This is a genomic window from Halocynthiibacter namhaensis, assembly GCF_000812685.1.
In the GTDB taxonomy this organism is placed as follows: domain Bacteria; phylum Pseudomonadota; class Alphaproteobacteria; order Rhodobacterales; family Rhodobacteraceae; genus Halocynthiibacter; species Halocynthiibacter namhaensis.
Genome location: NZ_JWIF01000051.1, coordinates 1 through 23,682 on the forward strand (window position 1 = coordinate 1; position 23,682 = coordinate 23,682).

Consider the following 23,682-nt stretch of genomic DNA (forward strand, 5'->3'; position numbering starts at 1 on the left):
CTATGATCCTCAATGAAGGAAATCATTTGCGGAACGGGCGGTCGAGCTCCGCCTGGGCAAAATATGCCGACGCCTTCTTCAGGATCTCATTGGCCTGGCGAAGTTCCTTGTTCTCTCGTTCCAATTCTTTGATGCGGTCCCTTTCTTCGGTTGTCAGGCCTGCGCGCTGACCCTCATCACGTTCCGCTTGTTGGCACCAGATACGCAGGCTGTCAGGGGAACAGCCAAGCTTGGGCGCGATCGCTTTGTGTGCGGCTGAATCGCTGGAATAATTGACACGGTTTTCTCGAAAAAGCCGAACGCCACGTTCACGCAGCTCAGTCGGATAGGCGGGGGTATGTTTCTTCTTTGTCATAGGGCTCACCTTTGGAGTGTTTTACTCTCCGGTAAAACCGGGGCGGTTCAGTACAGCTGCCCCAGTTCCGGCTTTTCGGATCCCAGCCCCGGCCAACTCGGCATTCGTCCTTGTCCCAAACCGTGCACGCGCCTTGGAGCCTTTCGCCCCAACCAATCCCTTCGCAAAGCCCACCGGTCCCGTCATGCTGGGTGGACCTGCCATCAGGAAATTCCCTGAGATCGTGCGCACGATGAGGGGCGTGGCGATGATCATGCCGCCTGCAAGGAACATCATCATAAAGAATGGCACTAGCGCGCCGATATTACTTGCGCCGGATGGATCGCCGAGCTCAACCATCAAGGATCGTGACATGCCGATGACTGTGGAAAATACGCCTGCGATCACAACCGGGTAAAGCGCGTAGGAGATGGTGCTGGACAGCCAGCGGTGGAAATAATCCTTGGTGATATCAAAGAGAGACAGTGCAATCATGATGGGGGCAATGCCGATCATGAATGCCATCATGATTTTCGCAAAGATCAGAACCATACCGCACAACGCGCCGATCACGCCAAGCAAGAACGCCCCGAGCGCGCCAATCATCGCCCCCGCCATCCAGTGCATATTGTCTCCGGCAGCGTTCAGGTAGTTGCCGAACTCCTCGATCAGATCATCAAACGCATTCGCAAAATATCCGGCACCAGCACCGCCGCCGCCAAGGCTTGCCACCATGCCGCCAGCAAGATGATCCAGCCCGTCGATAATGGCGCTGGCGACAGAATTAAACTGCACCCAGTTGAGGGAAAACATCGATATGAGCATGAGCTTAAAGGCGAACCAGAAGGCCGTGCGTCCATCCATGGATTTGTATTGAAATGCCATGTTGATGAAGACAGCAATGACTGCCAACGTTGAGCCAAGCGCAACAATCCCGCCGATTTGCCCAGCGACACTCCCAAAGGTGGTTTGGGCTGCGTCATCGAGAAAATTATCGGTTGTTTCCACCATCCAGCTGACGACGCCCATGGGAGCCTCCTAGGCTTTTGGTTCTGGATTTGCGCGCCAGATGTCGCGTTTCAGGAATGCTTTCAGAATGTGTTCGCCGTCGAAGTCCGGCACAACTGACACCAGCTCCCAGCCGTCCTGGCCAAGGGCGGTCAGCCGCGCCTCAATCTTGGGGGGCTTGGAATTGGCAGTGTTGATCTGCTCGATCTTGTACTCAAACATTCTGGAGTTCCTTGGATTGGGCCGGCTCCCCCGGCAGGTAAAATTCGGTGATCCCACGCGCCCCTTTATGACGGCCCGCCTGAATGATCACGTCGATGGAGCGGGTGATGTAATCGGTCATGTCTTGATATGTCATTGGAACATCGGTCTTGAGCGCCGCGATGGCCAGACGTTGCACCGCCAATTGCGGCGTTTCTGCATGAAGGGTGGTGAGCGATCCGCCATGGCCGGTGTTGATAGCCTCAAGAAATGTCATTGCTTCCTTGCCACGCACTTCGCCCAGAACAATACGGTCCGGTCGCATGCGCAGGGTTGACGTTAAAAGCACATCAGCGCTGCGCATGACCTCGTCACGGTTGGAAATCAGCGTGACCACATTGGGCTGCTCGGGATGCAATTCAGCGGCTTCCTCAATGGTGATGATGCGCTCCGGAGGCGGTACAAATGACAGAATTTTACGTGCTATCACAGTCTTGCCGGTGGACGTGCCGCCCGCAACGATCATGTTGAGTTTGTGCTCAACGCAAAAGGCAATCGCTGCATCGATGTCGCCTGCTGCTACCACATCCCGCAGCTCCGAGTTTCGTTTGCGCCGCACCCCCTCAAGACTGCGCTCAGATCCGAACAAATAAGACAGCTTGATCTGATCGAGCGGCAAGTCCGCGAAAAACCGCAGAGAAATGGCAAAACCTCCATCCACTGCGGGTGGCTGAATAACCTGCGCGCGAATTGCGCGGTCGCGATAGGTGAGGCTGACGGATACAATGGGCTTGGTCTGGCTCAGAGTCGTGTTCGCGGCTGATGCAATCTGATTGCCCAGATCCTTGATTTCATTTGGGGTGAGTATCCGATCGATAGCCCCCATGAAATGATCCCCCTGGAATTCACCCCAAAGGGTGCCGTCTGGGTTGATGCAAAGCTCAATCAGCTTTGGGTCACGCGCTTCGGGAAGTTTGTCGAGTGAGTTTTGCAGATAGCTGGCGACCATGATCAGAAAATCTCCAGATCACGGTCTACCATGACGGTGACGCGGCTACCCTGATCGACATAGATCACGGGTGCAATCGAAAGATATTCACCGATGACGCTTTGAGCGCTGTCCTGCAGGTCTTCGCCAATGTTTTCCAAGACATCCGAGGTGGTTTCATTCTCGGAGCTACTTGCCGCAACTGTAGGCAAAGCTCCGATCAAGGATATCAAAGCAGCGGATCCGAACCGCGCGCCAAAGCGGCTGTCGACAAAACCGGTGGTGCCGGATCGACCAAGACGATCGCCACCAAAGGCGCTGATCTCAACGGTTTGATTGTCAGGCAAAATGATATGGTCCCAAGCGATGGTGATGCGCTGTTGCGCGATATCAACGCCGGATTGGTAGCGCCCGATCAGACGGGAGCCTCGGGCAATCAAAATGCGGGATCCGTCATAGGCATGCACATCTTCCGAGATGATGGCGCGCACTTGCCCCGCCAGTGAACTATCAATCGCGGTCTCCAACACGGCTTGAATCATCGTGCCTTGGATGACGGTATTGGAGGGGTTCACGATCAACTGGGCCTGCGTTACCTCGGCGGGGGCCGCGCCATTGCGCACAAAATCTGTGCTGCCATCAAGGCGGCGTTGCTCAGATGCGGTTGCGTCATTGGCCCCGCCAGATCCACCAAAGGCAATGATGGGGCTGGTGATGCGGGCCTGAAGTTCTTCTTGCTCAGCGTGTCGGCGGCGTTCCAATTCCTGCAGACGCAGGTCTTCAGATGTGGGGCCAGATGGAGACACAGCACGCGGCACGTTCAGCTGTGCCAATTCCAAATCCGTCTGAAGGCGTTGAAGTTCGCGGTCACGCTCTTCCAGTTGGTCTTGTAGTGCGGTTTGGGCGTTCGCAGCGTCTTGGCGCAGGCGTTCCATTTCCTCTCTGAGGGCGGTCAGTTGCTCATCATCCAGCACCGGCGCAGCAGGCGGTGCATTGCGGAGAGCGGTGATTTCCGAGCGCATGGCGTCAAGCTGGGCCATCAGTTCGGCATTGGCAGTATCAGTCTCTGGCGGGGTTATTGGTTGTGCCGGTTCAGGCGCGGGTTCATTTGGTGAAATCCGTCCAAACCCTGATCCAACGGTCTGGAATTCTTCTGGAATGCCGGTTGGTAACTGCTCTGGAGCAGGGTCATTCTGTGATACAAACAGGAACACAGCGAGCGCCGTTAGGCCGCCGATAGTGACGACTGGTAAAATAGGGAAACGCCTGGAAATCGATGTTTTATCATTGCCTTCAAGAGCTTCTAGCCGCTTCTTAAGTTCAGTAGCCTCACTCATCTTGCGCGCCCTCGCTCATTTCTTGCACGCAGGTTTCTTGTTCTCCCAGACGCAATACCCAACGAGCATTCACGCCAGAGACACGGATCACGCCGTCGGGTTGTGCCAGCGCATTCACACTGCGTTCAGTGCCATTGGACCAGCGAAAGATCGCAGGCACAGGCGCATTCCGCTCAAATCGGAAATAGGTGAAGGTGCCATCGTCCCAGATTTCTCGGGGTGTGATCTCGGATCGTTCACTGACACCGTAAGCGTGGTTTGGCGCGCTGCGTGCAATGGCCTGCCGCGTCGGGCGCGCGTTCTCTGGATAGGTGAACCGGATCACATAGAAGGTTGGTGATGAGGCTTCGGTCACATTGAAGTAATAGGCCCGCTGATTGGTGTAGACCGTGATATTGGTATGTGCGCCGCGCGTCACTGGCTTGATGGCAAAAGCCTGCCCACCGGGCACACCATCGAGCAGAAAGCCCTCGGTGTCGCCCGCAATGATTGAGCGAATGACCTCACCTCGGCCAAACTCGATGCTGGTCACATGGGTTAAGCTGGTGCGGATGCGGTAAACTTGCCCATCCTGATAGGTGGCCTGCCGTACGCGGGTGTCATGTTGACCTTGGCGCGGTTGGGTTTCAGCAAGGGCACTTTGACAGGCGATGCTGAGAATGAATGTGAGAAAGATCAGAAATCGCTGCATATCTTACTCCAACCGATCCGAACGGATCGCATATTCGGTGACGGTAAAGCCAAAGGGGTTCTGCCAAACATCATCGATCGAGCGGCTGTTCTCCGGTCGAAATTCAAACAGCAATGTCGCCGTGAACAGACCGTTTTGATTGCCGCGCGGTGTGTCTAGCTGTTTGCGAAGACGCACTTGGGCACGATTGGCGCTGATATGTGTGATTGATAAGACCTCAACATCCAACCGTGCATCCGTGCCATAGCTGTCTGGTGGATAAGCCTCATGACCGCTGGTCCAAAGCGCGCGCAATCCTGTGGCTGCGGCCCTGTCGGATTGATCCAACACGCGCCGGACACGCACGTCATTGTCGAGCTGGTTGTATGTCTCGCGATCGATGACATAGCGATAGACCTGCGCCTCAATGATCGCAGGGCGTTCCGTGAGTGAGACGGCCTGCACAATTGCATTGGGAAGCGCCATGCCGGTTTCAGTATCAAAGGGCACAATCATGGGCGGCGGATCCACGTCTAGGATCGCAACGCTGGCAGCGGCCAAGCAGCCAATGACGCCAAAACCGAGCCCCGATAACCCTAGCTTTTGCCACATGACTTCGCGGCGACGGGCACCATAAACCAGCTCTTCCTCAATGATTTCCGCTTCACTCACCATGGCCAATCACTCCGCACGCAGATCTGGTAGGGTGAAGTCCATATAGCGACGTTCCTCAGCCAGTGTTGCCGCATCGGCCACGCCAGACTGACCTGCGCCAACCGTCTGGATTGCTTCCAGTTCCCACATCCGGGTCATGGCGATGGCCAGCTCAGCAGTCACACGTGTGTTGTGATCGACCGCTTCTTTGAGCGTCTCCATATCTGGGATCATGCCCACCAACCGTTCTACGCGTTCCAGAGATTGGGCGGCTTCCGCATAGCTGTTTTCAGCGGCGGCAGACATCACCGCGCCGGTGCCCGCCTGACTGGCGATACGCTCAGCCCCCGGATTGCCGCTGCTCGACATTTGCGCCAGATCGTTCTGATAAAAGCCCGCGTCCTCCAGCGCTTGGGTCATGCGCCCTTCCATTTCGGGGGCGGCATTGCCAATCAACCCGCTGAAGTCGCCGTTTTGGATACGCCTGATTGTGCCAAGAAGGTCGCCGAATTCCTGATCCAGCAGCCCATCCAGATCACCGCCCATAGCCATTTCAATGATATCTGTGGCACCGGTCAGGGCCGCGTAGGTTTCATTCAGGGTATCCAGTTGTTGTTGCACCAGATCCAGCTGTTCTAGCAACGTATCAAGTTGATCCGTTTGGATCCCGAAATCTTCCAACATTTGCTGCAGTTGGCGAATTTCTTGCGCGATATTGCGGGTGTCGATCGTGGGCACGCCCTGGGCAACAGCCGGAGTGAGGGCCAAGCTGAAGGTCAGTGAAGCCCAAAAACATAGGGCTGAGAGAAAACGGATCATGGCAATGCCTCCAGATCGAATTGCATAAAGTCTTGCTCGCGGGCTTGCGCTGCGGCCATGGCTAACTCTGCGCTCGAGAGCGGACGGGTGTGGGCTGCCTTAAGGCGCGTGCGGATTGCCATCAGGCGGGTGAGTTCAGCGCGCGCGTAAGTGTTGAGCGACATAGCCGCGTGAATGTCATCGGTTTCACCTACGCGCGTGATGATGTCTTGCACGCGCAACGCGGCGGCGCGGATCGAGACCATGGAATAATCACCATAGATGCCAGCACCATGGGAGGTGAGGCTCATGCTGGAATTGGCCAAGAGAACCGGATCTATTGTGCCAAGCGCATCGACACCGCCGACGCGGGCCAGATAGAGATTGTAGCGTTCCGGTATGACCTGCACGTAATGTTGGGTCTCCGCGAAAGGCGGCACACCGCTGTAGCGCCGCACATTGCCGGGCCCGGCGTTATAGGCGGCGAGGGAATGGATGATGTTGCCGTCGAACATGGCGAGCATTTGCGCCAGATAGCGAGCGCCACCCGTAACCTGCACATACGGGCTTTCGTAATAGCTCGGATAAATCCCCAGATCCTGCGCGGTTCCCGGCATGATTTGGGTCAGGCCAAACGCCCCAACCGGAGAGCGCGCCCCGATGGTGAACCGGCTTTCTTGCCAGATTAACGCTTGCAGCAAGCATCGCCATTGCTTGGGTGACAGGCCAGCTGCGCGCACGCCGGACATTTGATAGGTGTCTTGCGCGCCGCGAATGATCAACGCTTCAATGTTCCCAGCGGCATCGCCAAAGAGTTGCGCAGCTCCTGGATTGGGATCAGTCGTGCCGTACAGATATGAGGCTGCACTTTCTGCTGTGCTGCCTTGTTCCAGAGCCGCAATCGTACCCGCGCCCGAGGTGCTGGACGCTTCCAAAATATCTGCCAGTGCCTGCAGTTGCTGTTCTTCGATTTCAGCCAAGACCTCTTCCTGGCTCAAGCGTTCACGCTGCAGGGTCAGATCGCGATCCCCTTGAGCAAGGATCCGTTGCCGTTGCAGAAACGCCCCCGCATCAAAGGTTGGCACACCCTGCGCAAAGACAGGCCCATGCAGGCAGATCAAAATGAGGATCAGCACCCTAACCATGAGATGCGCCTGCCGGTGAGCCAATTGGCCCCAGAAGCTCAAAGTTGCAATTGCTGCGGGAAACCTCAGCAAAGGATGAGAAGCACTCAGCTTCAGAGGGCTGATACTGAGCACAGGCAGACAGGGCCAACAGGCCAGCGAGGATGAATATAGATCTACACATCAGACATTTCTCCAAAAATCAGGTTTTTTACGATAATCAGCACCCACCAGCGCTTCGCCTTTTTCCATACCGCCAAGGATGGTGAGATATGGGCCGAGGGCGCTCAGATCAGCGTCGATGACCACCGCACCTTGATCATCGCGCACCAATGCGAGACGGGAATTGCTTCCTGTGCCAAGGAGAACGCCGAGTTCCTTTTCTGAAAGCCCCAGCATGGTGTAATCATTGGCTGAAGCGCGAATGTTGGGCAGCAGAAGCTGAGTGGGCACGGCCTCGACAATCGTCTTGCCGATACGGGTTTTCTCAAGCTGGCTGGCATATTGGGTCATCATCACCACGACCGCATTTTGTTTGCGCGCCGTGACCAGCCAGTTGCTGAGCCGGTCGGCAAAATACGGGTTGTCCAGCGCTTTCCACGCCTCATCGATGATGATTATGGTGGGTTTGCGGTCCTCAATGACACGTTCAACGCGGCGGAAGAGATAGGACAGAACCGCCATGCGTTCTTTTTCGCTTTCGCTGTCCAGAATACCGGTGAGGTCAAAGCCAACCACGTCGCCCTCGAGAGAAAACGTATCTTTCGCACTTTGGCCAAAGATCCAGCCATAGCGGCCTTCAGCGGTCCATTCCCGAAAGCGCTCAAAGAGATCGCCTTCGTCGGCACCGGCAACAAAGAGCGAGGCTAGATCCTGCCAATTGCGCAAGTCGGCATCATTGGCATCGGCGTTCTGGCGTACGACTTCTTGGATGCGGTTGATCTGAACAGGGCTGAGGGGCTTGTCAGCACGATGGAGGAGCGTTGCCAGCCAATCGGAAAGCCATGCTTGCCCGCGCCGGTCGATTTCTGTGCAAAGCGGGTTCAGACCGGTGACCTCACCAGCCTTGATGGCGCTGTAACGCCCGCCATTGGCACGAACGGCCATTTCCATGCCGAGACGATAATCGAACACGAACACCCGTGCGCCGCAGCGGCGAGCTTGCGTCATGAGGAAAGCCGACAGGACGGATTTTCCGGAACCGGGGCGACCAAGGATCAGAGTATGCCCGCCCGTAGGTTCTTTGTCGGGTTGGCCGACCTCATGGTAATTAAACAGAAAGCCAGAGCGTTCCGGCGTGGGGAATAGCGTGATCGGCTTACCCCATGGCACCTGATTACCTGTTTTGCCGAGCTGACTGCGATGCAGGGCGGCGAGATCCGCAAAGTTCATATTGGTGATCGCAGCCTTGCGGCTGCGCATCTGACCATTACCCGGATGCTGCGCAAAGTAGTGGCTGCGTGCGGCAAAGCTCTCATTCACCAGATTGACGCCCTCGGTGGCGGCGATATTGCGCACTTCAGACGCGATGTTCTCAAGCCTCTCTTCGCTGTCGGCAAAGACCGTCACCGTCATATGATGGTCGCCAAAGCTGAGACGTTTCGATTCAAGATCGTCCAGTGCATCAACCAGCTCTTCAGCCAGAGAAATCGCGCCATCATCACTGGCTTTCATCAGGCGTTGCTGGCGTTTGATCCGCCCGGCCATGATATTGCTGTTGATTGGCGTGAAGGAATGCGTGATCACCATATCGACCGGCAGGTTCAACTCATCAAACATCGTGCAGGAGGTTTTGGCGGGATAGTTCTTGATCGCAAAACTGGTGCCAAACCGCTGACCAGTCGCCCCGTCGCTGAGGGTGAAGCTCTGCCCTGCGAACGTGACCCGTGTGTTGGCCACATCTTGTGCGATGATGCCAAGGCGGGATTTGGGAAATAGTGGGGTTTCTTGGCCGGTGTTGAGCGCGCCGAGGAAACCCAGAAACTCACCAGATTTTGCGGATAACAGACGCGGTTTCATTTCGGCGAATGAAGACATCAGGAACCCGACCACTTCTTCGAGCTTGCGCATTTGCTTGGCGGTTTTGGTTTTGAGGTGGGTGATGGAATCTGAGCGCCGTAAACGCAATCGGGCACCAGCTGGCGGGCGTTTTAGGACCGTCAATGTCAGAGTTTTGTCGCGCAGCCCGGCATCCAGCATTGCGCTTTGCCAGCGTTGATCCACGGCAGAGGCGAAGCTATCACCACCATCATCACTGGGCACAGGCGGCAACTCGGTCTCAATTGCCTTCGAGACCTTGTGTACGTAAAAACCATAGTCCGGCCCGATTTGGGAAATGATCGCTGCAAAAACTGCACGTATCTTTTCCAGATGGGCGTCATCGCTGGTCATGCTGTTGACGCCTTCCAGCCGTATACATTGAAACAGCGCATTGCCGCGCGTGCGGATTGTCACGTCATCGACCAGCGACACATAGGGCAACATGCTGGCCATGGGCCGTTCACGATCGGCCCAATCCGGCGGGCTGTTGTCATCATGGGGCATAGCTGTCCCCCGCATGGACCTTGCGGTTGGGCGTTGGCGGTGTTTCTTGCAGGGCGGTCACCACCACTTCAAGAAATGCTGGATCCCAATCTGCCGCCTTCCACAATGCAGGATAGGCAAGGCCCGCAAGAATGATGACAGGCCAGCTTTGCACCCATAGAAACACCAGCACAAACCCGAACAGCCAAACCATGGCATACATGATCGGCAGGCCGATCAGTTTTGGCGGGCGGATCAGGCCAAGGAAAAGGCGGGTTTGTGCGGCCATGGATTTAAGCGCCCCAGATGGCGGTGACGATGGTCGGTGCAGCCGCAATACCTGCGATCGCCACGAGCACCCAAAGTGCTTGGCGGAAATCCAAGATCCCAAAGAGCCAGGACAGGAACACGCCGATCAGGGCGAGCGTGCCAATGACAATGCCCAAGGGGCCAGTGATCGTATCGACAATACCTTGCAGGAGGTTCTGGACTGGCGAGAGATCAATGCTCTGAGCCAGGGCTGGGTTGGCAATCATCAGACTGGCAACGGCCAGCCCCAGTATCATGCGGATTTGGGTATGCATCAGGACGCTCCAGTCAATCGTTGTGCGACCGCCATGACACGGCGGACGTGATTTTGGGTTTCTCGGTAAGGGGGGATGCCGCCATAGCGCGCGACCGCATCGGGGCCCGCGTTATAGGCGGCAAGGGCAAGTTCAGGCGTGCCGAACTGCGCAAGCATCATCAGAAGGTAGCGCGCGGATCCGTCCAAATTGGCCTGCCAATCATGGGGATCCACACCAAGCTGAGCGGCTGTGGCGGGCATTAATTGACCGAGGCCGATCGCCCCGACTGAGCTGCGCGCATAGGGACGATATGCGCTTTCAATCTCGATGTTGGCCTGAAACAGGATCTGCCAATCGGAAACAGACAGGCCCGCACGGCGCAGGGCGTTGTGCCCACCGTATCGTTGAGCGGTTTCTTGAATGGCTGTGAGGATTTCTGGGCGAGGAATAGCGCGACTTGGTTGCGCGCGTGATGGCGGAGTCGGCTCAACGGGTGCTGAATAGACAACCGGTTCCGGCCTGCCTTGGCCTATCCCATCCACATATGTTTGAGCAAATCCCGATTGTGGTGTCGTTGAGGTCAGGCGGCCATCCGACTGAAAGGACAGGACAAAACCTTCAGCCAGCGCAGTATTCGCTCCGAATAAAGCGAAAAGAAAGGCCGCTTTAGCTGGCGTCGTCCAGCCTGTGCGAGGCGACCTTGCCTTCACACATTGGAATCGACGCGGTTGTGAGGCCAACGCCCGCAAGGAAGCTAACCAACCCGTTGATTGTCTTGAATTCCCGCGCCACCATATTGTTGCGCGACGTGACCAACAGGCGGCGTATCTCCCCATCGGGTGATACGCAATGCACGGTCCAGACACCGGACCATTGGGCAGAGGTTTTTGTGGGCGTTGCGCGGCAGACCACATCCACTGAGTGATCCTCAGCGAGCAGCGTGCGCAGCCCTTCTTCGCTAACAACATTGGGGGCGTCTTGCATTAAGTTCAAAAGATCCAAGCCTCGCGAAATGATGCAGAGCCCGGCAGTCCCTCATGGACTGCTAAACCCTTGCAGTGCTATAATATTGCAATCAATAGCTAGGTTATGATTTGATGCGCTATGAATGCTTCAAAAGACATTTATCGGAAAATATTCCACAAACCAAGGTGCTTGCGATGAATATTAAGAGAGTGGTGGGGATCTCAGCGAGTTTGATTTGCACCGGACAATTGGTCTTGGCGCAAAGCTGCCTGCCGCCGATCCCGCCATATGTGCCGGAGGACAATGAAGCGATCCGCATCTATGCCGATCTGGTGAAGAGGGATGTGGAAAACTACTTCGATGATGCGGAGCTCTATTTCCGTTGCCAAGATCAGCTGCGCCGTGAGGTGTTTGAGCAAGTTCGGCAAGTTGGAGAAGAGTATGGGCGTGTGATAGCGAGATCAAAGGGAGAACAGATGCGGCGCTAGTTGAATAAACGGTACCGTTGATTGTTGGGCAATAATGACTACTGTTCACATTAGATTTTTATACTTAATTTTGATGATTCAACTTTGAAAGTTCAAAAATATGTTTGAGCACCTGCAGGAACAATTACGCACACTATCAAAAACGACAGAAATATCTGTACCTCTTGAGGCCGATGCGGAAGGGTTTCTTGATAAAGAGTGCCCATCTGAAACTTGCTTGTTTCAGTTCAAGATAGCTGAAGAGGATTGGAAGAATATCGTACGTGACGAGGAGGTTTTCTGCCCTTCGTGCGGGCATACTGCTCCTGCGCAATCTTGGTTTACCAAAGAGCAGATAGATGCCGCCAAAGAGTATGCGCTTGATCAAATTACTAACGGGATCAATGCCGCGATGCGGGCAGATGCAGAAGCATCTAAACGCCGTGCGAAGCGAAATTCGTTTATTAGTATAACTTTGGAGGCTAAGGGCGGTCGCGATGCTGTTTTGCTGCCTGTGGCAGCAGCGCACCCAATGAGACTGAAAACGTCCTGCGAGGAATGTGAGTGTCGCTATTCTTACGTAGGTGCTGCATACTTTTGCCCAAGCTGCGGAAAAAATTCTGCCAGTCATACATTTTTGCAAACGCTAGAAACCATTCGTACGGCCGCTGGACTTGGTTCGAAACTTCGAGAAACCTTGGGACGAGATGAGGCGGAAGTGATAGCGCAAACGCTGCTTGAAAAAGCCATGCAAGATACCGTTATGTCTTTTCAAAGGGTCTCTGAACAGCTTTACGAGCATCGGACAGGTCGCGTCGCCAAACGTAACGCATTTCAACGTCTCGGCACAGGCTCTGAGTTGTGGGAGGCCGAGTTGGGTGTGACTTATACAGATATACTTGACGAAGAAGCTTTGACGCAACTAACGATTTACTTTCAGCAACGGCATCTTTTGGCGCACCAGCAAGGGATCGTCGATGCTGACTACTTAACGCGAAGTCAAGATACTCAGTATGAGATTGGGCAGCGCCTTGTTATTCGGCAAGCTGAGGTTTTGAGATTTGCTACTTTAATTGAAAAGTTAGCTAAATCCATTATGGAATATTGCGATACCAAATGAAGGTGGGCCAAATTTCAGAAGTGATGTCGGAATAGATTTCGCTTGGCCTTAAACCTCATACAATGCCACCTGCGTTTCGCCGTTCTCCCATTGGTATAACAGGCCAAGTTCCATACCGGTCTCGATGCAATTTATTTTTGCCACTGGCTTGGCGCTCAGGCGGTTTTTCTCGATTAACGCCACGGAACAGTGTCTCGGCAGGGTTAGTTCGCTGGGATCAACGCCCAAGGCACGGGCAATCTGCTCCATTTTGTCGGCGGTAACCGACGATTTGGCATGTTCAATTTCACTGATGTAGCTGCGGTCAATTTGTGCAGCTAACGCTAACTGTTCTTGGCTCAATCCGTTGGAATATCTTAGATTCTGGATATTTAGCCCTATACGCTCTTTAAAATACATGGCCTGACTTCGGCCAATAAGCCCGGTCATCTCTACGGGATATATTCCACAAAGCGAACGCAGTGTGAGAATGGGCTTGATTGCGCGCGCCGCCTCAAGAAATGCTGAGCAAAAGCGGGTCATTTTTATGACTTGGGCGGCCATGTGGAGGATATTAGATGAGCTCATTGTTTTCGAAACAGCTACTCGGGGTGATGCTAGCGGCTCTCCTCTCGATGGTGTCGCCGCAGCCCGCCAAGGCTTATCAGGTCGATTGCGCCATTCTGCTTTGCCTTGCTGGTGGGTGGCCAGCTTCAGCAGAATGCGCCCATGCGCGTGCAGTGTTTATCCGGCGGATCACGCCTTGGCCCATTGAGCCGCCCCTACAGATCTGGCGCTGCCCTATGGGGGTATCCATGAATACACCGCTGCAAGACCGCGCAAATCCAGCGCAGATTATTTTGGCGCAGCTCGCCGAGGGTGGTGGTGCGGACATCGACATCAGCGGGTTTGAATTTGATTTTGTGCGCTCAATCCGTGTTTGGGATGTACGTTACTACAGCCACCGCGAACGAGGCCGCGACGATGATTGCTCAGAACGCTACAGCATGAACTTAGGCACCTATGGTATTCAGGGCGATTTTAACTGGCAAAGAACAACACCTGCCTCAGCCCCCACATGGGTCATCCCCTCGCGCAGGTGCTCATCCTCCAGCACGCGGCGCGGTGTTGGTGTCGAGTGGGAAGATCACCAGGGCAACCACGGGTATGAGTGGGTGGCCTATTGATCGTCGGTTCCGATATCTTTCATACGATCAGAAATATCACCGGCGATCCGCTCATAAAGTGCGGCTTGCTTATCTCGGGCAGATCCTGGCTTTGGTTCTCTGCGACGGATCCTTGCGGCCAGCCATAACAACAGCCGCGCGGCGGGATCTACCGTCGTCTCTGGGCCGGTTGTTGGGTATTTTTCTTCCAGCGCCACGACAATCTCTTGCGATAGGCTTCGCCGGTTCAATGAGGCATGCGTTTCCAGCCGCTTTTTTAGGGCGGCAGGGAGCATGAGTTTAAATTGGATCAAGGCTTCATCTTTCATAAATGCATGATGGACAATATTTGTCCTTGATGCTATGGACATTTTATGTCCTGAATTGGGCGACAATTGAGGTGCTGATATGAAAACAATCCAGTTCAAGCTTAACTTGCCATCTGATGTTAAATTATGGCTCGAAGAAGAGGCGGTTCGGAACTTGCGCTCGCAAGGAGCCCAAGTCGTTACTTGTTTACGTGCCGCGATGTCTCAAAGAGAAAATGTAGGTGAAAGGTCTGGTGAATAATGCAAAATGAAATTCAGCTGATCCCAACGCCCGAGCTTGCTTCTTTATTTGGCTACGATGAGGCCTCTGCATCATTCTACGATTTTTGCCGCCGCACAGGTATAGCGCCTGTGCCGGGGAGACGGGGTTGGTATGATCCAAAGCTGGTGCGCGCAAGATTGGATGCTGTGCAGGGTATGACAGAAGCCATGCGAGATGCGGTGTCCAAACCTAGCCTTGTTTCACAACGCAGAGCCCGACGTGCCCAAGAGTAACCTACCAAAAGGTGTGCATCGGGTTCGGCGCAAAATTGTTAGCGGCGTGCGTTACCATTTTTATGCATGGCGGGGTGGGCCAAAGTTCTGGGAAGGAACCATCCCCAATCCAAAGGAACCTGAGTTTTTCCATGCGTTTACTGAGTGCGGAAAACCTGCGAAACCGTCTGAATGTCTGACCTCGCAGTTGGTCGATGATTTTCTTTCAAGCGCGTCATTGCCCAAAGCGCAACGATCAAAAGTAGATATTCGCAAGTGGCTAGAGCTGTTTCGCGAAGAGTTTGGCGCGGATCCTGTTGCGATGTTCGAAGAAAGGGCATCGCGCGGCGAGGTCAATAATTGGCGAAAGAAGTGGCTTCATTCCCCGAAGCAGCACGACATGGCAGGCACTCATGCGACACGGCTTTTGAATTGGGCGGTCGAAGAGGGCAAACTGAAAGAGCACCACTGCCACAAGCTCAAGAAGCTCTACCAATCGAACCGGACAGAGATCATCTGGACGAGCGGCGATATCGCCCAGTTCAACAAGCATGCGCCGAAATGGGTGCAGAGGATTCTAACCGCAGGATGCGAAACAGGCTTGCGAGCGGCTGATCTGGTTCAGGTCAAAATGGACCAATTCGAAGATACGCCGCACGGCAAGCGTCTCCGTTTCAGGACCAGTAAGCGCGGCCAGATTGCATATATCCCTGTCACACCGGCCCTTGAGAAATTGATCGCAGAGACGCCGGAAGACCAAGAGGTGTTGCTTGTGTCAGAGCTTGGCAGGCCTTTGACGGCCCGTTGGGCATCGAACCAGATCACCAAGTGGCGGCGCGAAGCTCAGATCCCCCCTTGGATCGACGGCAGGGAGAAGACTCTGTCTGATACGCGCGGGACGGCGGCGACAAGATTGCTAAATGCCGATCTGTCTTTGCGCCAGATTGCGGTGCTGATGGGGTGGTCGGTTCGCTACGCGGCACAAGTTATCGAGCATTATGCGCAGGTTAGCCCGGACGAAAGCGATGCGGTTTTGCACAAGCTCAATCGAGAAAAATCACTGTCTCAAGACACAAAAATGTAAACGGCCCTGTAAACGCGGGGCCTCAAACACGGCAAGGAGCGATGTAAGTGGTTGTTTTTAAATGGAGGCGAGTACCGGAATCGAACCGGTGTACACGGATTTGCAATCCGCTGCGTCACCACTCCGCCAACTCGCCTCTTGCTTTGTGGTGTTGCGCTTTTAGGACGTGGCCGACAGATGTGCAAGGGCTGTTTGAGGAGAAATTGGTTTTGACGTTGCCTATCTATTGGCCGGACAGGACCAAGTTAAATTTCGTTCCAATCCAAGAGGACTTTGCCGGACAGGCCTGACTTCATCGTTGCAAAGCCTTGGGTGTAATCGTGTGCCGCAAACTGGTGTGTGAGAATATTTGATACGTCCAATCCATTTTGAAGCATAGCGATCATTTTGTACCAAGTTTCAAATATTTCGCGGCCATAGATGCCTTTCAAGGTGATCGCTTTGAAGACGATGCGGCTCCAATCGACGGGGCTTTTTCCTGGGGGGATGCCAAGCAGCGCAATTCGCCCGCCCATCACCATCGCTTCGACCATCTGGTCTAGTGCGACTTGGTTTCCAGACATTTCCAAGCCGACATCAAAACCCTGCATGATCCCCAATTGGGCTTTGACATCGTTCAAATCATCACGGGTCACATTGACGGGGATGACGTCGGCAACACGTGTGGCCAGTTCAAGGCGATCTTGGTTAATGTCCGTGATCACAACATGTCGTGCTCCGGCGTGGCGGGCTACGGCGGCGGCCATGATACCGATGGGGCCGGCACCTGTGATCAGCACATCCTCGCCGATTAGATCGAAGGACAGAGCTGTGTGTACCGCGTTTCCGAGGGGGTCCAGAATGGCCCCGATGTCGTCGCTTATGTCATCGGGGAGGGGCACGACATTGAACGCGGGCAAGCGCAAATATTGGGCGAATGCCCCTTGTTCATTGACGCCGATGCCACGTGTTTCGGGATCCAAATGGAATTTTCCCGCCCGGCTTTGACGGGATTGTTTACCAATGAGGTGCCCTTCGCCGCTGCAACGCTGTCCCAGTGATAGCCCTTCCACGTTACGGCCCATTTCAACGATTTCACCGGAAAATTCATGCCCGGTGATCAAGGGGACGGGAACGGTTTTTTGCGCCCAGGCATCCCAGTTCCAGATATGAATATCAGTGCCGCAAATTCCAGTTTTGTTGATACGGATGAGGACATCGTCAGGGCCAATCTCGGGGACAGGGGCCGTTTTCAACCACAGCCCTTCACGAGGTTCTGATTTGACCAATGCTTTCATTTCATTGATCATTTGATGATGCCCAATTCTTTTCCAGCGGTTTCAAATGCGGTCAATGCGGCGTTGAGGTCGTCCCGCGTGAGAGTGGCGTTCATCTGGGTGCGAATGCGGGCTTGCCCATGTGGAACCACCGGAAAGAAGAAGCCACTGACATAGACACCCAGATCAAACAGGCGCGCTGCCATGTCTTGCGCAAGCTTGGCTTCCCCCAGCATTACAGGAATGATCGGGTGTTCGCCTGGCAGCAGATCAAATCCTAAACGGGTCAGGCCCGCTCTCCAATAAGCGGCATTGTCGAACAATGCTTTGCGTAGGTCCTGTCCCGCCTCGGCCAGTTGAATGGCCTCAATGCCGGCGGCAACAATTGCGGGGGGCAATGAGTTGGAGAACAGATAGGGGCGGGCGCGCTGGCGGAGCATGTCGATGACGGGTTGTGGCCCCGCAATATATCCGCCAATTGCACCGCCAAGCGCCTTGCCCAATGTGCCTGTCATAATATCAACGCTTACGCCAAAATGTGCGGGGGTGCCTTGGCCTTTTGGGCCCATGAACCCCGTGGCGTGACAATCATCGACCATGACCAATGCGTTATATTTCTCGGCCAAAGCGGTGATTTCAGGCAGTTTTGCAAGATAGCCATCCATGCTAAATACACCGTCTGTCGCGATCATGATGAACCGTGCGCCTTCGGCCTTGGCGGCTTGAAGTTTGGCTTCGAGGTCCGCCATGTCTGAGTTCGCATATCTGTATCGTTTGGCTTTGCACAAGCGAATGCCATCGATGATGGATGCGTGGTTAAGCGCGTCTGAAATGATTGCATCTTCTGGGCCAAGCAGTGGCTCGAACAGGCCTCCATTGGCATCAAAACAGGCGGCGAATAGGATGGAATCGTCCTTGCCTAGGAAGCGTGCCAAACGTGTTTCAAGGTCGCGATGAAGGTCTTGCGTGCCACAGATGAACCGCACAGATGCCATGCCGTACCCATTTTGATCCATCGCTTTTTGAGCGGCAGAGATCAAATCAGGAAGGTCGGCCAGCCCAAGGTAGTTGTTGGCACAAAGGTTGATAACGTCTTTGCCGTTCGCGGTGATATTCCCGCCTTGAGGGGATGAGATTAAGCGTTCGGTTTTGGTCAGTTGCTGAGCATCTATTTGTGCAAGGGCATCGGTCAAATGCGTTAGAAATGCGTGCGTCATTGGATCCTCCATTTTCAAAATGATGGCATGACGGATTTATTTCCGCAATAGTGGATTTACTTTAAAGTGGATTTATATCCGTTATTTAGGATTACCTCTATGCATTGTGCACCACAAGAAAGGCGCGGGCAGGGCCATTGGCGCAGATTTTATGCGGAACATCGGCGGCATATCTGGCGGTGTCACCTTCTTGCAGCTGATCGGTGGCTTCGCCGCTGGTGATGCTTAGGCTGCCAGCAATCACTGTCAGATGTTCGCGTGCACCCTGTGCATGTGGGGCACTGTCAAGCGTTCCGCCTTGGATGAATTGCAGCTCATAGACCTCATGGCGGCCTGCTTCTTCGGGGGGGGACAGAATGCGGATCGTACAGCCATTGCCGTGATTGTCGATCGCCGGAACTTCGGCATTTCTGAGAACCTCAATGCGGCTTTCTTGACTGTCCTCAAGAAGCCCCGCGAAATCAACTTGCAGGGCCTTGGTTAGATTCCAAAGTGTTGAAATTGTTGGGGAAGATTCCGCACGTTCGATTTGACTGACCATGCTGCGTGACACGCCTGACAGTTTCGCAACCGCGTCAAGGGACAGGCCTTTTGCGTTGCGTGCTTCTTTTAGACGGGCGGGTAGGCGGGACAATATTGCGTTGGGTGTTTCCATAATAACGGATTATAGACCATGGAAACGGGCCCTATCAAGGCGGAAATATTCAGATATCCTGCCATGACAGCTGATTTATTTGATCCCCAAACCGGCTTTCATCAAGGTTTTACGAATGGGCCCAATTGCATAGAAAGTGTTCAGAAGGCCACTGCGCATATCGCGCAAGCCTTGCGCCCCGGCCATGCTGGCCCGGTTCAACATATCAATGCCGGTGGCCCGAAGGCGCACTTCTGGATGGCGGGCTTTCTCATAGGCGTCGAGCATTTCGCGGCTGCCCAATGGGTGCTTTTCAGCCATTTCTAACAAAACACGTAGGTCACCCAAGCTCATGTTCAGGCCTTGGGCCCCGATTGGGGGCACCACATGGGCCGCTTCCGCAATCAAGGCCGTGCGTTCATAGCTCATGTGTTCTGCAACCTGGGTGATGATCGGCCAAATCGCGCGGGGGCCTTCAATTGTCAATTCACCGTTGATCCGCGCTGAACGTTCGGTTGCCGCCGCGGCGAATTCATCATCGGGCAAACGCATGCGCTCTGCACAGGCGGGGCCATGGTCCATCCACACGATCGCAGACATAAATTTCCCATCTCGGTCTGGAAGAGGAACCAAGGTGAAAGGCCCCCCCGAGCGATGAACCTCGGTTGAGATGTTGTTATGTGGCGCCGCATGGCTGACGCAAAATACAATGGCTTTCTGCCCGTAACGAGTTGTTTTAACAGAGATTCCCACGGCGTTTCGGGTGGGGGAATTTCGCCCGTCCGCGCCAATCTGCAGTTTCGCGGAAACTTTCGTGCCATCGGACAGCGCCACGAGGGCTTCGCTTTCACGGGTGGTGATACGTTGGGTGGATGTGCCTGCGCGAAAATCGACATTGGGCAAAGATTTGATCCGGGCCAAGGCCACATCACGGATCGCCATATTGGTGAAATTCCAGCCAAATGGGGCGTCTGACAGATCTGCGGCGTCAAAATCTTTGATCACGCGCGGTTCTGGATTTTCACCACCTGCATCGACGATCCGCATGACCTGAAGGGGCGCTGCGATTGGGCCAAGCCTGTCCCATAAACCAGCTGCCTCAAGCACCAATTTTGAGGGCTGCAAAAATGCAGTGGTGCGCAGATCAGGCTTTGCGGCTGCATTATCAGGCATTGGATCAACGCAAATTACGTTATAGCCCTTGCTGCCAAATGCGGCGGCGGCACACATTCCGGCGATCCCGCCACCAGAAATAAGAATATCAGTCTGAATCCGTTCCATGGGATGACCCTATGCCTGCAATGCGGGGCGTGAAAGGCCTAAGCCGTCAGCTGCGACAGAAAAGCAGTCAAATCTGTGGTGTGGTGATGAATGTGATCGCCGGTTTCACGCTGAGGGGCGACATGAACGCAACGCATCCCAAGATCATGCGGGGCAGCAAGGTTGCGGGCATCGTCTTCAAACATCGCAGCCTTCGCTCCATCGATGCCCGCCTTAGCAAATACCATATCAAAGGCTTGGCGTTCCGGTTTGGGGTTGAAATCCGCATGTTCAACGCCATAAACCGCATCAAAACAGCCTTCCAATCCCCGTGCGGCCAGCACATTGCGCGCATAGGGTTCCGACCCGTTGGTGTACACAATGCGTTTCCCAGGTAGGGTGTTTATATGACGGATAAGATCATGGTCGACCTGAAGGTGGTCAAAGGAAATGTCATGCACTGCGTGCAAATACGGATCTGGATCGATGTTATGTTCGCGCATCAAACCAGCCAGCGTGGTCCCATATTTGGCCCAATAATGTTGCCGCAGATGGTCGGCCTCGGCCTTGCCAACCTTGAGCGCATCCATGACCCATGCGGTCATGCGGACCTCAATCTGGTCGAACAGGGCCATTTCAGGTGGATAAAGCGTATTGTCCAAGTCAAAAACCCACTGGGTTACATGGTGAAAATCGTCACGCGGGCATGTATTCTGGGGCATAGTTTTTCCATCCTGATCTGTGATGTGTTTACTGTGTTTCGCGGGGCAACGGCAATCATCAATCTCGTTCTTAATCTCATGTGCAATGGTCGCTTGTCCCTTGGGGATAGCAACGTTAGTGTCGCGTGAATATTGCAACGAGAGATGCCATGACCGACGCGCTCAGCCCGAACCGTGATGCTTACGCCCAATTGCTGGAGGCGATCAATCACGGCATTTATCGCCCTGGTGATCGTTTGGTTGAAAGCGAGTTGGCGAAACGTTTTGATATGTCGAGAACCCCAATTCGTGAAGCATTACAACGGCTTGAAACGCAGTCTTTGTTGACCCGAGATGGGCGCAGTTTGATTGTTGCGTCTTTGGATCACAATCAACTGGCGGAACTTTATGTTGTGCGGGCTGAATTGGAAGGGCTTGCGGCGGGGCTTGCCGCGCGACAAGCCGCGGATGAGGAAATCCGTGTTTTACGTGAAATGTTGGAAGAAGATCGCACACGTTTGGGCGACCCGGATGCGCTGTCGCGGGCGAACCGTCGGTTTCACCACCAAATTCACAAAGCGTCCCGCAATCGGTATCTGGTGCAGCAGTTGGATCTTGTCCACCGGTCTATGGCGCTGTTAACCACCACATCATTGGCTGTTGAAGGGCGCGATCACGCCGCATTGGATGAGCATGACGCCGTGGTACGCGCCATTGAAGCGCGCGACCCGGAAACAGCGGCACATGCGTTGAAAACGCATATCTCCAAGGCTTTTGAAACGAGATTGCGTTTGAACGCCGAGGAAGACAACTCAAACTGATCACTTTGATTTTGTTTGGGTTTCCGAAGGCGGGAAATGCCCGTGGCTGGTTTTGTCCCAGTAGAATGGCGAAACCGCGAGTTCCCACAAGCCCTTGTAGGATGCTAGTGCCCCCAGCGGAAAATACAAGGGCAGGGTTGGAACCCACCAGCGCAAATGCCTATGTTCCTTGGCAGATACTGAAAAGACTGCGACGCCCATTGTCAAAATTTCGGTGATCAGGAACAAGGCCGCGATGCCAAAGAAGATACTGTCGGGTAGGATTGCATTCAACGGGTGTCCCACACCTAGGGGCACCAACCAGAATGACCAAAGCAGAGGCGCAAGCGCGAATTGGCTGAGCGTGCAAAAGAACATGATCTGAAAGCCCAAGAATTTTTTTGGGCCCAGCTGACGCCAAAGCAATACCGGATCGCGCATATGTACGGCCCAAGTGGCTGCAAACCCCTTTAGCCAACGCGACCGTTGTTTGATCCAAGGCAGCACGCGGCAGTTTGCTTCTTCGCGTGTGACGGTTTCTACAATTTCAGCGCGATACCCGTGACGGGCCAGACGTATGCCAAGGTCGGCATCTTCAGTTACATTATGCGCATCCCAACGCCCTAACTTTTCAAGCGCCTCACGACGGAAAAACAAAGTCGTTCCGCCCAATGGAATTGCAAAACCAAGGCGCATGATCCCCGGCAGAACCACGCGAAACCAGGTGGCATATTCAATGGTGAAACACCGCGAAAGCCAGTTTGTGCGCGCATTATAATAGTCCAATACACCTTGCAAACACACGACTTCTGGCGCGCGATCATCGAAGCGGCGTACAATTTTGTGAATTTGGTCTGGGTCAGGCTTATCTTCCGCATCATAGACGCCAACGATGGATCCAGTGGAAAAATCCATGGCGAAGTTTAAGGCGCGTGGTTTTGTCCGCAATTCGCCAGCGGGGACAACAACCGGACGGATCCAATGGGGAAGGGTGGCCTTGGCGATGGCATCTCGTGTCGTGATGTCGTCGGCTTCTGCAATCAAGCAGATTTCTAGGAGCTCTCGTGGATATTGAAGGCGCGACAGGCGTTGAATTAACTTTTCTGCAACCTGCGCCTCGCGAAACAGCGGGACCAATATCGAGACGCGGGGCAAACGAATGGGGCTGTTTTTGCGTCTGATCAGCGGATCCTGTGCTGCTTGGGCGGTGTGGTGTCTGTACTGTGCCCATGCGGCCGCAACTTTCAGCCCGGTGAAGCAGGCCAAAGTGATGATGGCCCAAAACAGCAGTGCTGCGAAAACGAAACTTGGGAAGGCGTAGCCAACCAGCGCGAAGCATATCGTCAACACTGCGGTGCGCCATCCAAACAATCCCCCCTCCCAACGGCGGCAACTTTCCGCGTCGGGCACACATGTTTCTGCGGCTATCATCAATGCGTTTTGGTTCATGGCCAGCAGGGCATCCATCATGATGGAACGTGAAGACAATGCCATCGTCACAGTGCCGAATTTTGCCGGAAGATCCTGCTTAATTTGTTGAAACTGTTCGGGGTTGCAGGTCAAAACGACCGTATTTTCACCAAGTTTTCGCCATGGAAGGATGTCATGTTTCAGGCAAAAATCGGCTCCAAGTTCTGACACAAGTCGTGGATCTGGTGGCAAGGTGGTCGGGTCAATATGGCGGCAGGCCCATCGCGTTTCTTCCGCTACAATTAGGTTCTGTGGCGTAATCCACTTCTGGGCCAAAAGGATCTCGCCAAGGCTGCAATCTTGCCGCGCGTGCATCGTGATCGCATCAAGTAAGTGTTTCGGATCAACAGTTTCTTGATCGCGCAATATCTGTTCCAACGGCGTCCGTTGCGCGTGCTTCTTGTGGTCGTGGACCTCAGGCGTGTGGTCTACCCGTTTCTCAACGACAGGCAACGAAATGACGCCGTCTGATCGGTGCAAATCGACGTTCTGAGTTGGATGTTTTGCTTCGCCTCTTTGGGCGAACTTCGGTAATGGTGAATTCATCTAAATGCGT

27 protein-coding genes, 1 tRNA gene, 1 pseudogene and 1 other annotated feature are annotated in these 23,682 nt (G+C 54.3%); of the genes and pseudogenes, 6 read left to right on the forward strand and 23 right to left on the reverse strand.

Going from position 1 to position 23,682, the window contains the following annotated elements:
* Positions 1-68 (reverse strand) — a sequence feature (AL1L pseudoknot). This feature is flagged as partial in the annotation.
* The 14 genes and pseudogenes from RJ38_RS07385 to RJ38_RS07450 all read right to left on the reverse strand — a co-directional run.
* Positions 1-355, reverse strand: a pseudogene (locus RJ38_RS07385) (transposase); the annotation flags it as partial. It overlaps the preceding feature by 68 nt.
* Before the next feature lie 21 nt (positions 356-376).
* Positions 377-1,363, reverse strand: a complete 987-nt coding sequence (locus tag RJ38_RS07390) for a TrbL/VirB6 family protein (protein ID WP_039018238.1) — start codon at positions 1,361-1,363, stop codon at positions 377-379.
* A gap of 9 nt (positions 1,364-1,372) precedes the next feature.
* The gene (locus RJ38_RS07395) at positions 1,373-1,564 is read right to left on the reverse strand and encodes a DUF4177 domain-containing protein (protein ID WP_039018239.1); all 192 of its coding nucleotides are present in this window, start codon (positions 1,562-1,564) and stop codon (positions 1,373-1,375) included.
* Positions 1,557-2,552: an ATPase, T2SS/T4P/T4SS family gene (locus RJ38_RS07400; RefSeq protein ID WP_039018240.1), complete on the reverse strand. Its 996-nt coding sequence runs from the start codon at positions 2,550-2,552 to the stop codon at positions 1,557-1,559. The genes RJ38_RS07395 and RJ38_RS07400 overlap by 8 nt, the downstream gene beginning before the upstream one ends.
* A gap of 2 nt (positions 2,553-2,554) precedes the next feature.
* Complete coding sequence (locus RJ38_RS07405; RefSeq protein WP_039018241.1) at positions 2,555-3,868, reverse strand: TraB/TrbI/VirB10 family type IV secretion system protein; 1,314 nt, start codon at positions 3,866-3,868, stop codon at positions 2,555-2,557.
* Positions 3,861-4,559 carry a TrbG/VirB9 family P-type conjugative transfer protein gene (locus tag RJ38_RS07410; protein WP_039018242.1) on the reverse strand — a complete coding sequence of 233 codons (699 nt, stop codon included), beginning with the start codon at positions 4,557-4,559 and terminating at the stop codon, positions 3,861-3,863. Before RJ38_RS07410 ends, RJ38_RS07405 begins: the two co-directional genes overlap by 8 nt.
* A gap of 3 nt (positions 4,560-4,562) precedes the next feature.
* On the reverse strand, positions 4,563-5,213 hold the full coding sequence (locus RJ38_RS07415) for a VirB8 family type IV secretion system protein (RefSeq protein ID WP_039018243.1): 651 nt from the start codon (positions 5,211-5,213) through the stop codon (positions 4,563-4,565).
* A 6-nt stretch (positions 5,214-5,219) separates the two neighbouring features.
* A complete protein-coding gene (locus RJ38_RS07420) occupies positions 5,220-6,011 on the reverse strand; it encodes a type IV secretion system protein (protein ID WP_052245269.1) in 792 nt (263 codons plus the stop codon).
* Positions 6,008-7,135, reverse strand: coding sequence for a lytic transglycosylase domain-containing protein (locus RJ38_RS07425; protein WP_052245270.1), 1,128 nt, complete (start codon positions 7,133-7,135; stop codon positions 6,008-6,010). The genes RJ38_RS07420 and RJ38_RS07425 overlap by 4 nt, the downstream gene beginning before the upstream one ends.
* Before the next feature lie 162 nt (positions 7,136-7,297).
* The gene (locus RJ38_RS07430) at positions 7,298-9,658 is read right to left on the reverse strand and encodes a VirB4 family type IV secretion/conjugal transfer ATPase (protein ID WP_039018244.1); all 2,361 of its coding nucleotides are present in this window, start codon (positions 9,656-9,658) and stop codon (positions 7,298-7,300) included.
* Complete coding sequence (locus RJ38_RS07435; protein WP_039018245.1) at positions 9,648-9,926, reverse strand: VirB3 family type IV secretion system protein; 279 nt, start codon at positions 9,924-9,926, stop codon at positions 9,648-9,650. The genes RJ38_RS07430 and RJ38_RS07435 overlap by 11 nt, the downstream gene beginning before the upstream one ends.
* Positions 9,927-9,930: 4 nt before the next feature.
* Positions 9,931-10,221 (reverse strand): TrbC/VirB2 family type IV secretion system protein, encoded by a 291-nt coding sequence (locus RJ38_RS07440; RefSeq protein ID WP_156121797.1) that lies wholly within the window; start codon positions 10,219-10,221, stop codon positions 9,931-9,933.
* Entirely contained in the window at positions 10,221-10,829 is a 609-nt protein-coding gene (locus RJ38_RS07445; protein WP_039018293.1) for a lytic transglycosylase domain-containing protein, read from the reverse strand. Before RJ38_RS07445 ends, RJ38_RS07440 begins: the two co-directional genes overlap by 1 nt.
* A gap of 40 nt (positions 10,830-10,869) precedes the next feature.
* The gene (locus tag RJ38_RS07450; protein ID WP_039018294.1) at positions 10,870-11,187 is read right to left on the reverse strand and encodes a hypothetical protein; all 318 of its coding nucleotides are present in this window, start codon (positions 11,185-11,187) and stop codon (positions 10,870-10,872) included.
* Positions 11,188-11,300: 113 nt separating this feature from the next.
* Between RJ38_RS07450 and RJ38_RS07455 the strand changes: the two genes are divergently transcribed.
* Both RJ38_RS07455 and RJ38_RS07460 read left to right on the forward strand, forming a co-directional pair.
* Positions 11,301-11,657, forward strand: a complete 357-nt coding sequence (locus RJ38_RS07455) for a hypothetical protein (protein WP_156121798.1) — start codon at positions 11,301-11,303, stop codon at positions 11,655-11,657.
* 100 nt (positions 11,658-11,757) lie between these two features.
* On the forward strand, positions 11,758-12,756 hold the full coding sequence (locus RJ38_RS07460; protein ID WP_039018246.1) for a hypothetical protein: 999 nt from the start codon (positions 11,758-11,760) through the stop codon (positions 12,754-12,756).
* A 48-nt stretch (positions 12,757-12,804) separates the two neighbouring features.
* Here the strand turns inward: RJ38_RS07460 and RJ38_RS18480 are convergent, their stop codons facing one another.
* On the reverse strand, positions 12,805-13,278 hold the full coding sequence (locus RJ38_RS18480) for a helix-turn-helix domain-containing protein (RefSeq protein ID WP_202903875.1): 474 nt from the start codon (positions 13,276-13,278) through the stop codon (positions 12,805-12,807).
* Between the two features lie 35 nt (positions 13,279-13,313).
* Here RJ38_RS18480 and RJ38_RS07470 point away from each other — a divergent pair, with 35 nt between their 5' ends.
* On the forward strand, positions 13,314-13,922 hold the full coding sequence (locus RJ38_RS07470; RefSeq protein ID WP_039018247.1) for a hypothetical protein: 609 nt from the start codon (positions 13,314-13,316) through the stop codon (positions 13,920-13,922).
* On the opposite strand, the gene RJ38_RS07475 is transcribed toward RJ38_RS07470, so the two are convergent.
* A complete protein-coding gene (locus tag RJ38_RS07475) occupies positions 13,916-14,329 on the reverse strand; it encodes a hypothetical protein (RefSeq protein ID WP_156121799.1) in 414 nt (137 codons plus the stop codon). The two genes, RJ38_RS07470 and RJ38_RS07475, sit on opposite strands and share 7 nt — an antisense overlap.
* Before the next feature lie 141 nt (positions 14,330-14,470).
* Here RJ38_RS07475 and RJ38_RS07480 point away from each other — a divergent pair, with 141 nt between their 5' ends.
* On the forward strand, positions 14,471-14,725 hold the full coding sequence (locus tag RJ38_RS07480; protein WP_039018249.1) for a hypothetical protein: 255 nt from the start codon (positions 14,471-14,473) through the stop codon (positions 14,723-14,725).
* Positions 14,726-14,912: 187 nt separating this feature from the next.
* Positions 14,913-15,788 carry a tyrosine-type recombinase/integrase gene (locus tag RJ38_RS07485; RefSeq protein WP_238321663.1) on the forward strand — a complete coding sequence of 292 codons (876 nt, stop codon included), beginning with the start codon at positions 14,913-14,915 and terminating at the stop codon, positions 15,786-15,788.
* A gap of 62 nt (positions 15,789-15,850) precedes the next feature.
* On the opposite strand, the gene RJ38_RS07490 is transcribed toward RJ38_RS07485, so the two are convergent.
* The 6 genes from RJ38_RS07490 to RJ38_RS07515 form a co-directional block, all read right to left on the reverse strand.
* A tRNA-Cys gene (locus RJ38_RS07490) sits at positions 15,851-15,924 on the reverse strand.
* A gap of 109 nt (positions 15,925-16,033) precedes the next feature.
* Positions 16,034-17,077 (reverse strand): L-threonine 3-dehydrogenase, encoded by a 1,044-nt coding sequence (tdh, locus tag RJ38_RS07495; protein WP_039018250.1) that lies wholly within the window; start codon positions 17,075-17,077, stop codon positions 16,034-16,036.
* Positions 17,074-18,261 (reverse strand): glycine C-acetyltransferase, encoded by a 1,188-nt coding sequence (locus RJ38_RS07500; protein ID WP_039018298.1) that lies wholly within the window; start codon positions 18,259-18,261, stop codon positions 17,074-17,076. Before RJ38_RS07500 ends, tdh begins: the two co-directional genes overlap by 4 nt.
* Before the next feature lie 97 nt (positions 18,262-18,358).
* A complete protein-coding gene (locus RJ38_RS07505) occupies positions 18,359-18,916 on the reverse strand; it encodes a helix-turn-helix domain-containing protein (RefSeq protein WP_156121800.1) in 558 nt (185 codons plus the stop codon).
* A 75-nt stretch (positions 18,917-18,991) separates the two neighbouring features.
* Positions 18,992-20,176, reverse strand: coding sequence for a UbiH/UbiF family hydroxylase (locus RJ38_RS07510; RefSeq protein WP_039018252.1), 1,185 nt, complete (start codon positions 20,174-20,176; stop codon positions 18,992-18,994).
* Positions 20,177-20,214: 38 nt separating this feature from the next.
* Complete coding sequence (locus RJ38_RS07515) at positions 20,215-20,877, reverse strand: pyrimidine 5'-nucleotidase (RefSeq protein WP_039018299.1); 663 nt, start codon at positions 20,875-20,877, stop codon at positions 20,215-20,217.
* Between the two features lie 149 nt (positions 20,878-21,026).
* Here RJ38_RS07515 and RJ38_RS07520 point away from each other — a divergent pair, with 149 nt between their 5' ends.
* Positions 21,027-21,677, forward strand: a complete 651-nt coding sequence (locus tag RJ38_RS07520) for a GntR family transcriptional regulator (RefSeq protein ID WP_039018253.1) — start codon at positions 21,027-21,029, stop codon at positions 21,675-21,677.
* Here the strand turns inward: RJ38_RS07520 and RJ38_RS07525 are convergent, their stop codons facing one another.
* On the reverse strand, positions 21,678-23,672 hold the full coding sequence (locus RJ38_RS07525; protein ID WP_052245274.1) for a glycosyltransferase family 2 protein: 1,995 nt from the start codon (positions 23,670-23,672) through the stop codon (positions 21,678-21,680). It abuts the gene before it with no gap.
* Positions 23,673-23,682 lie beyond the last annotated feature (10 nt).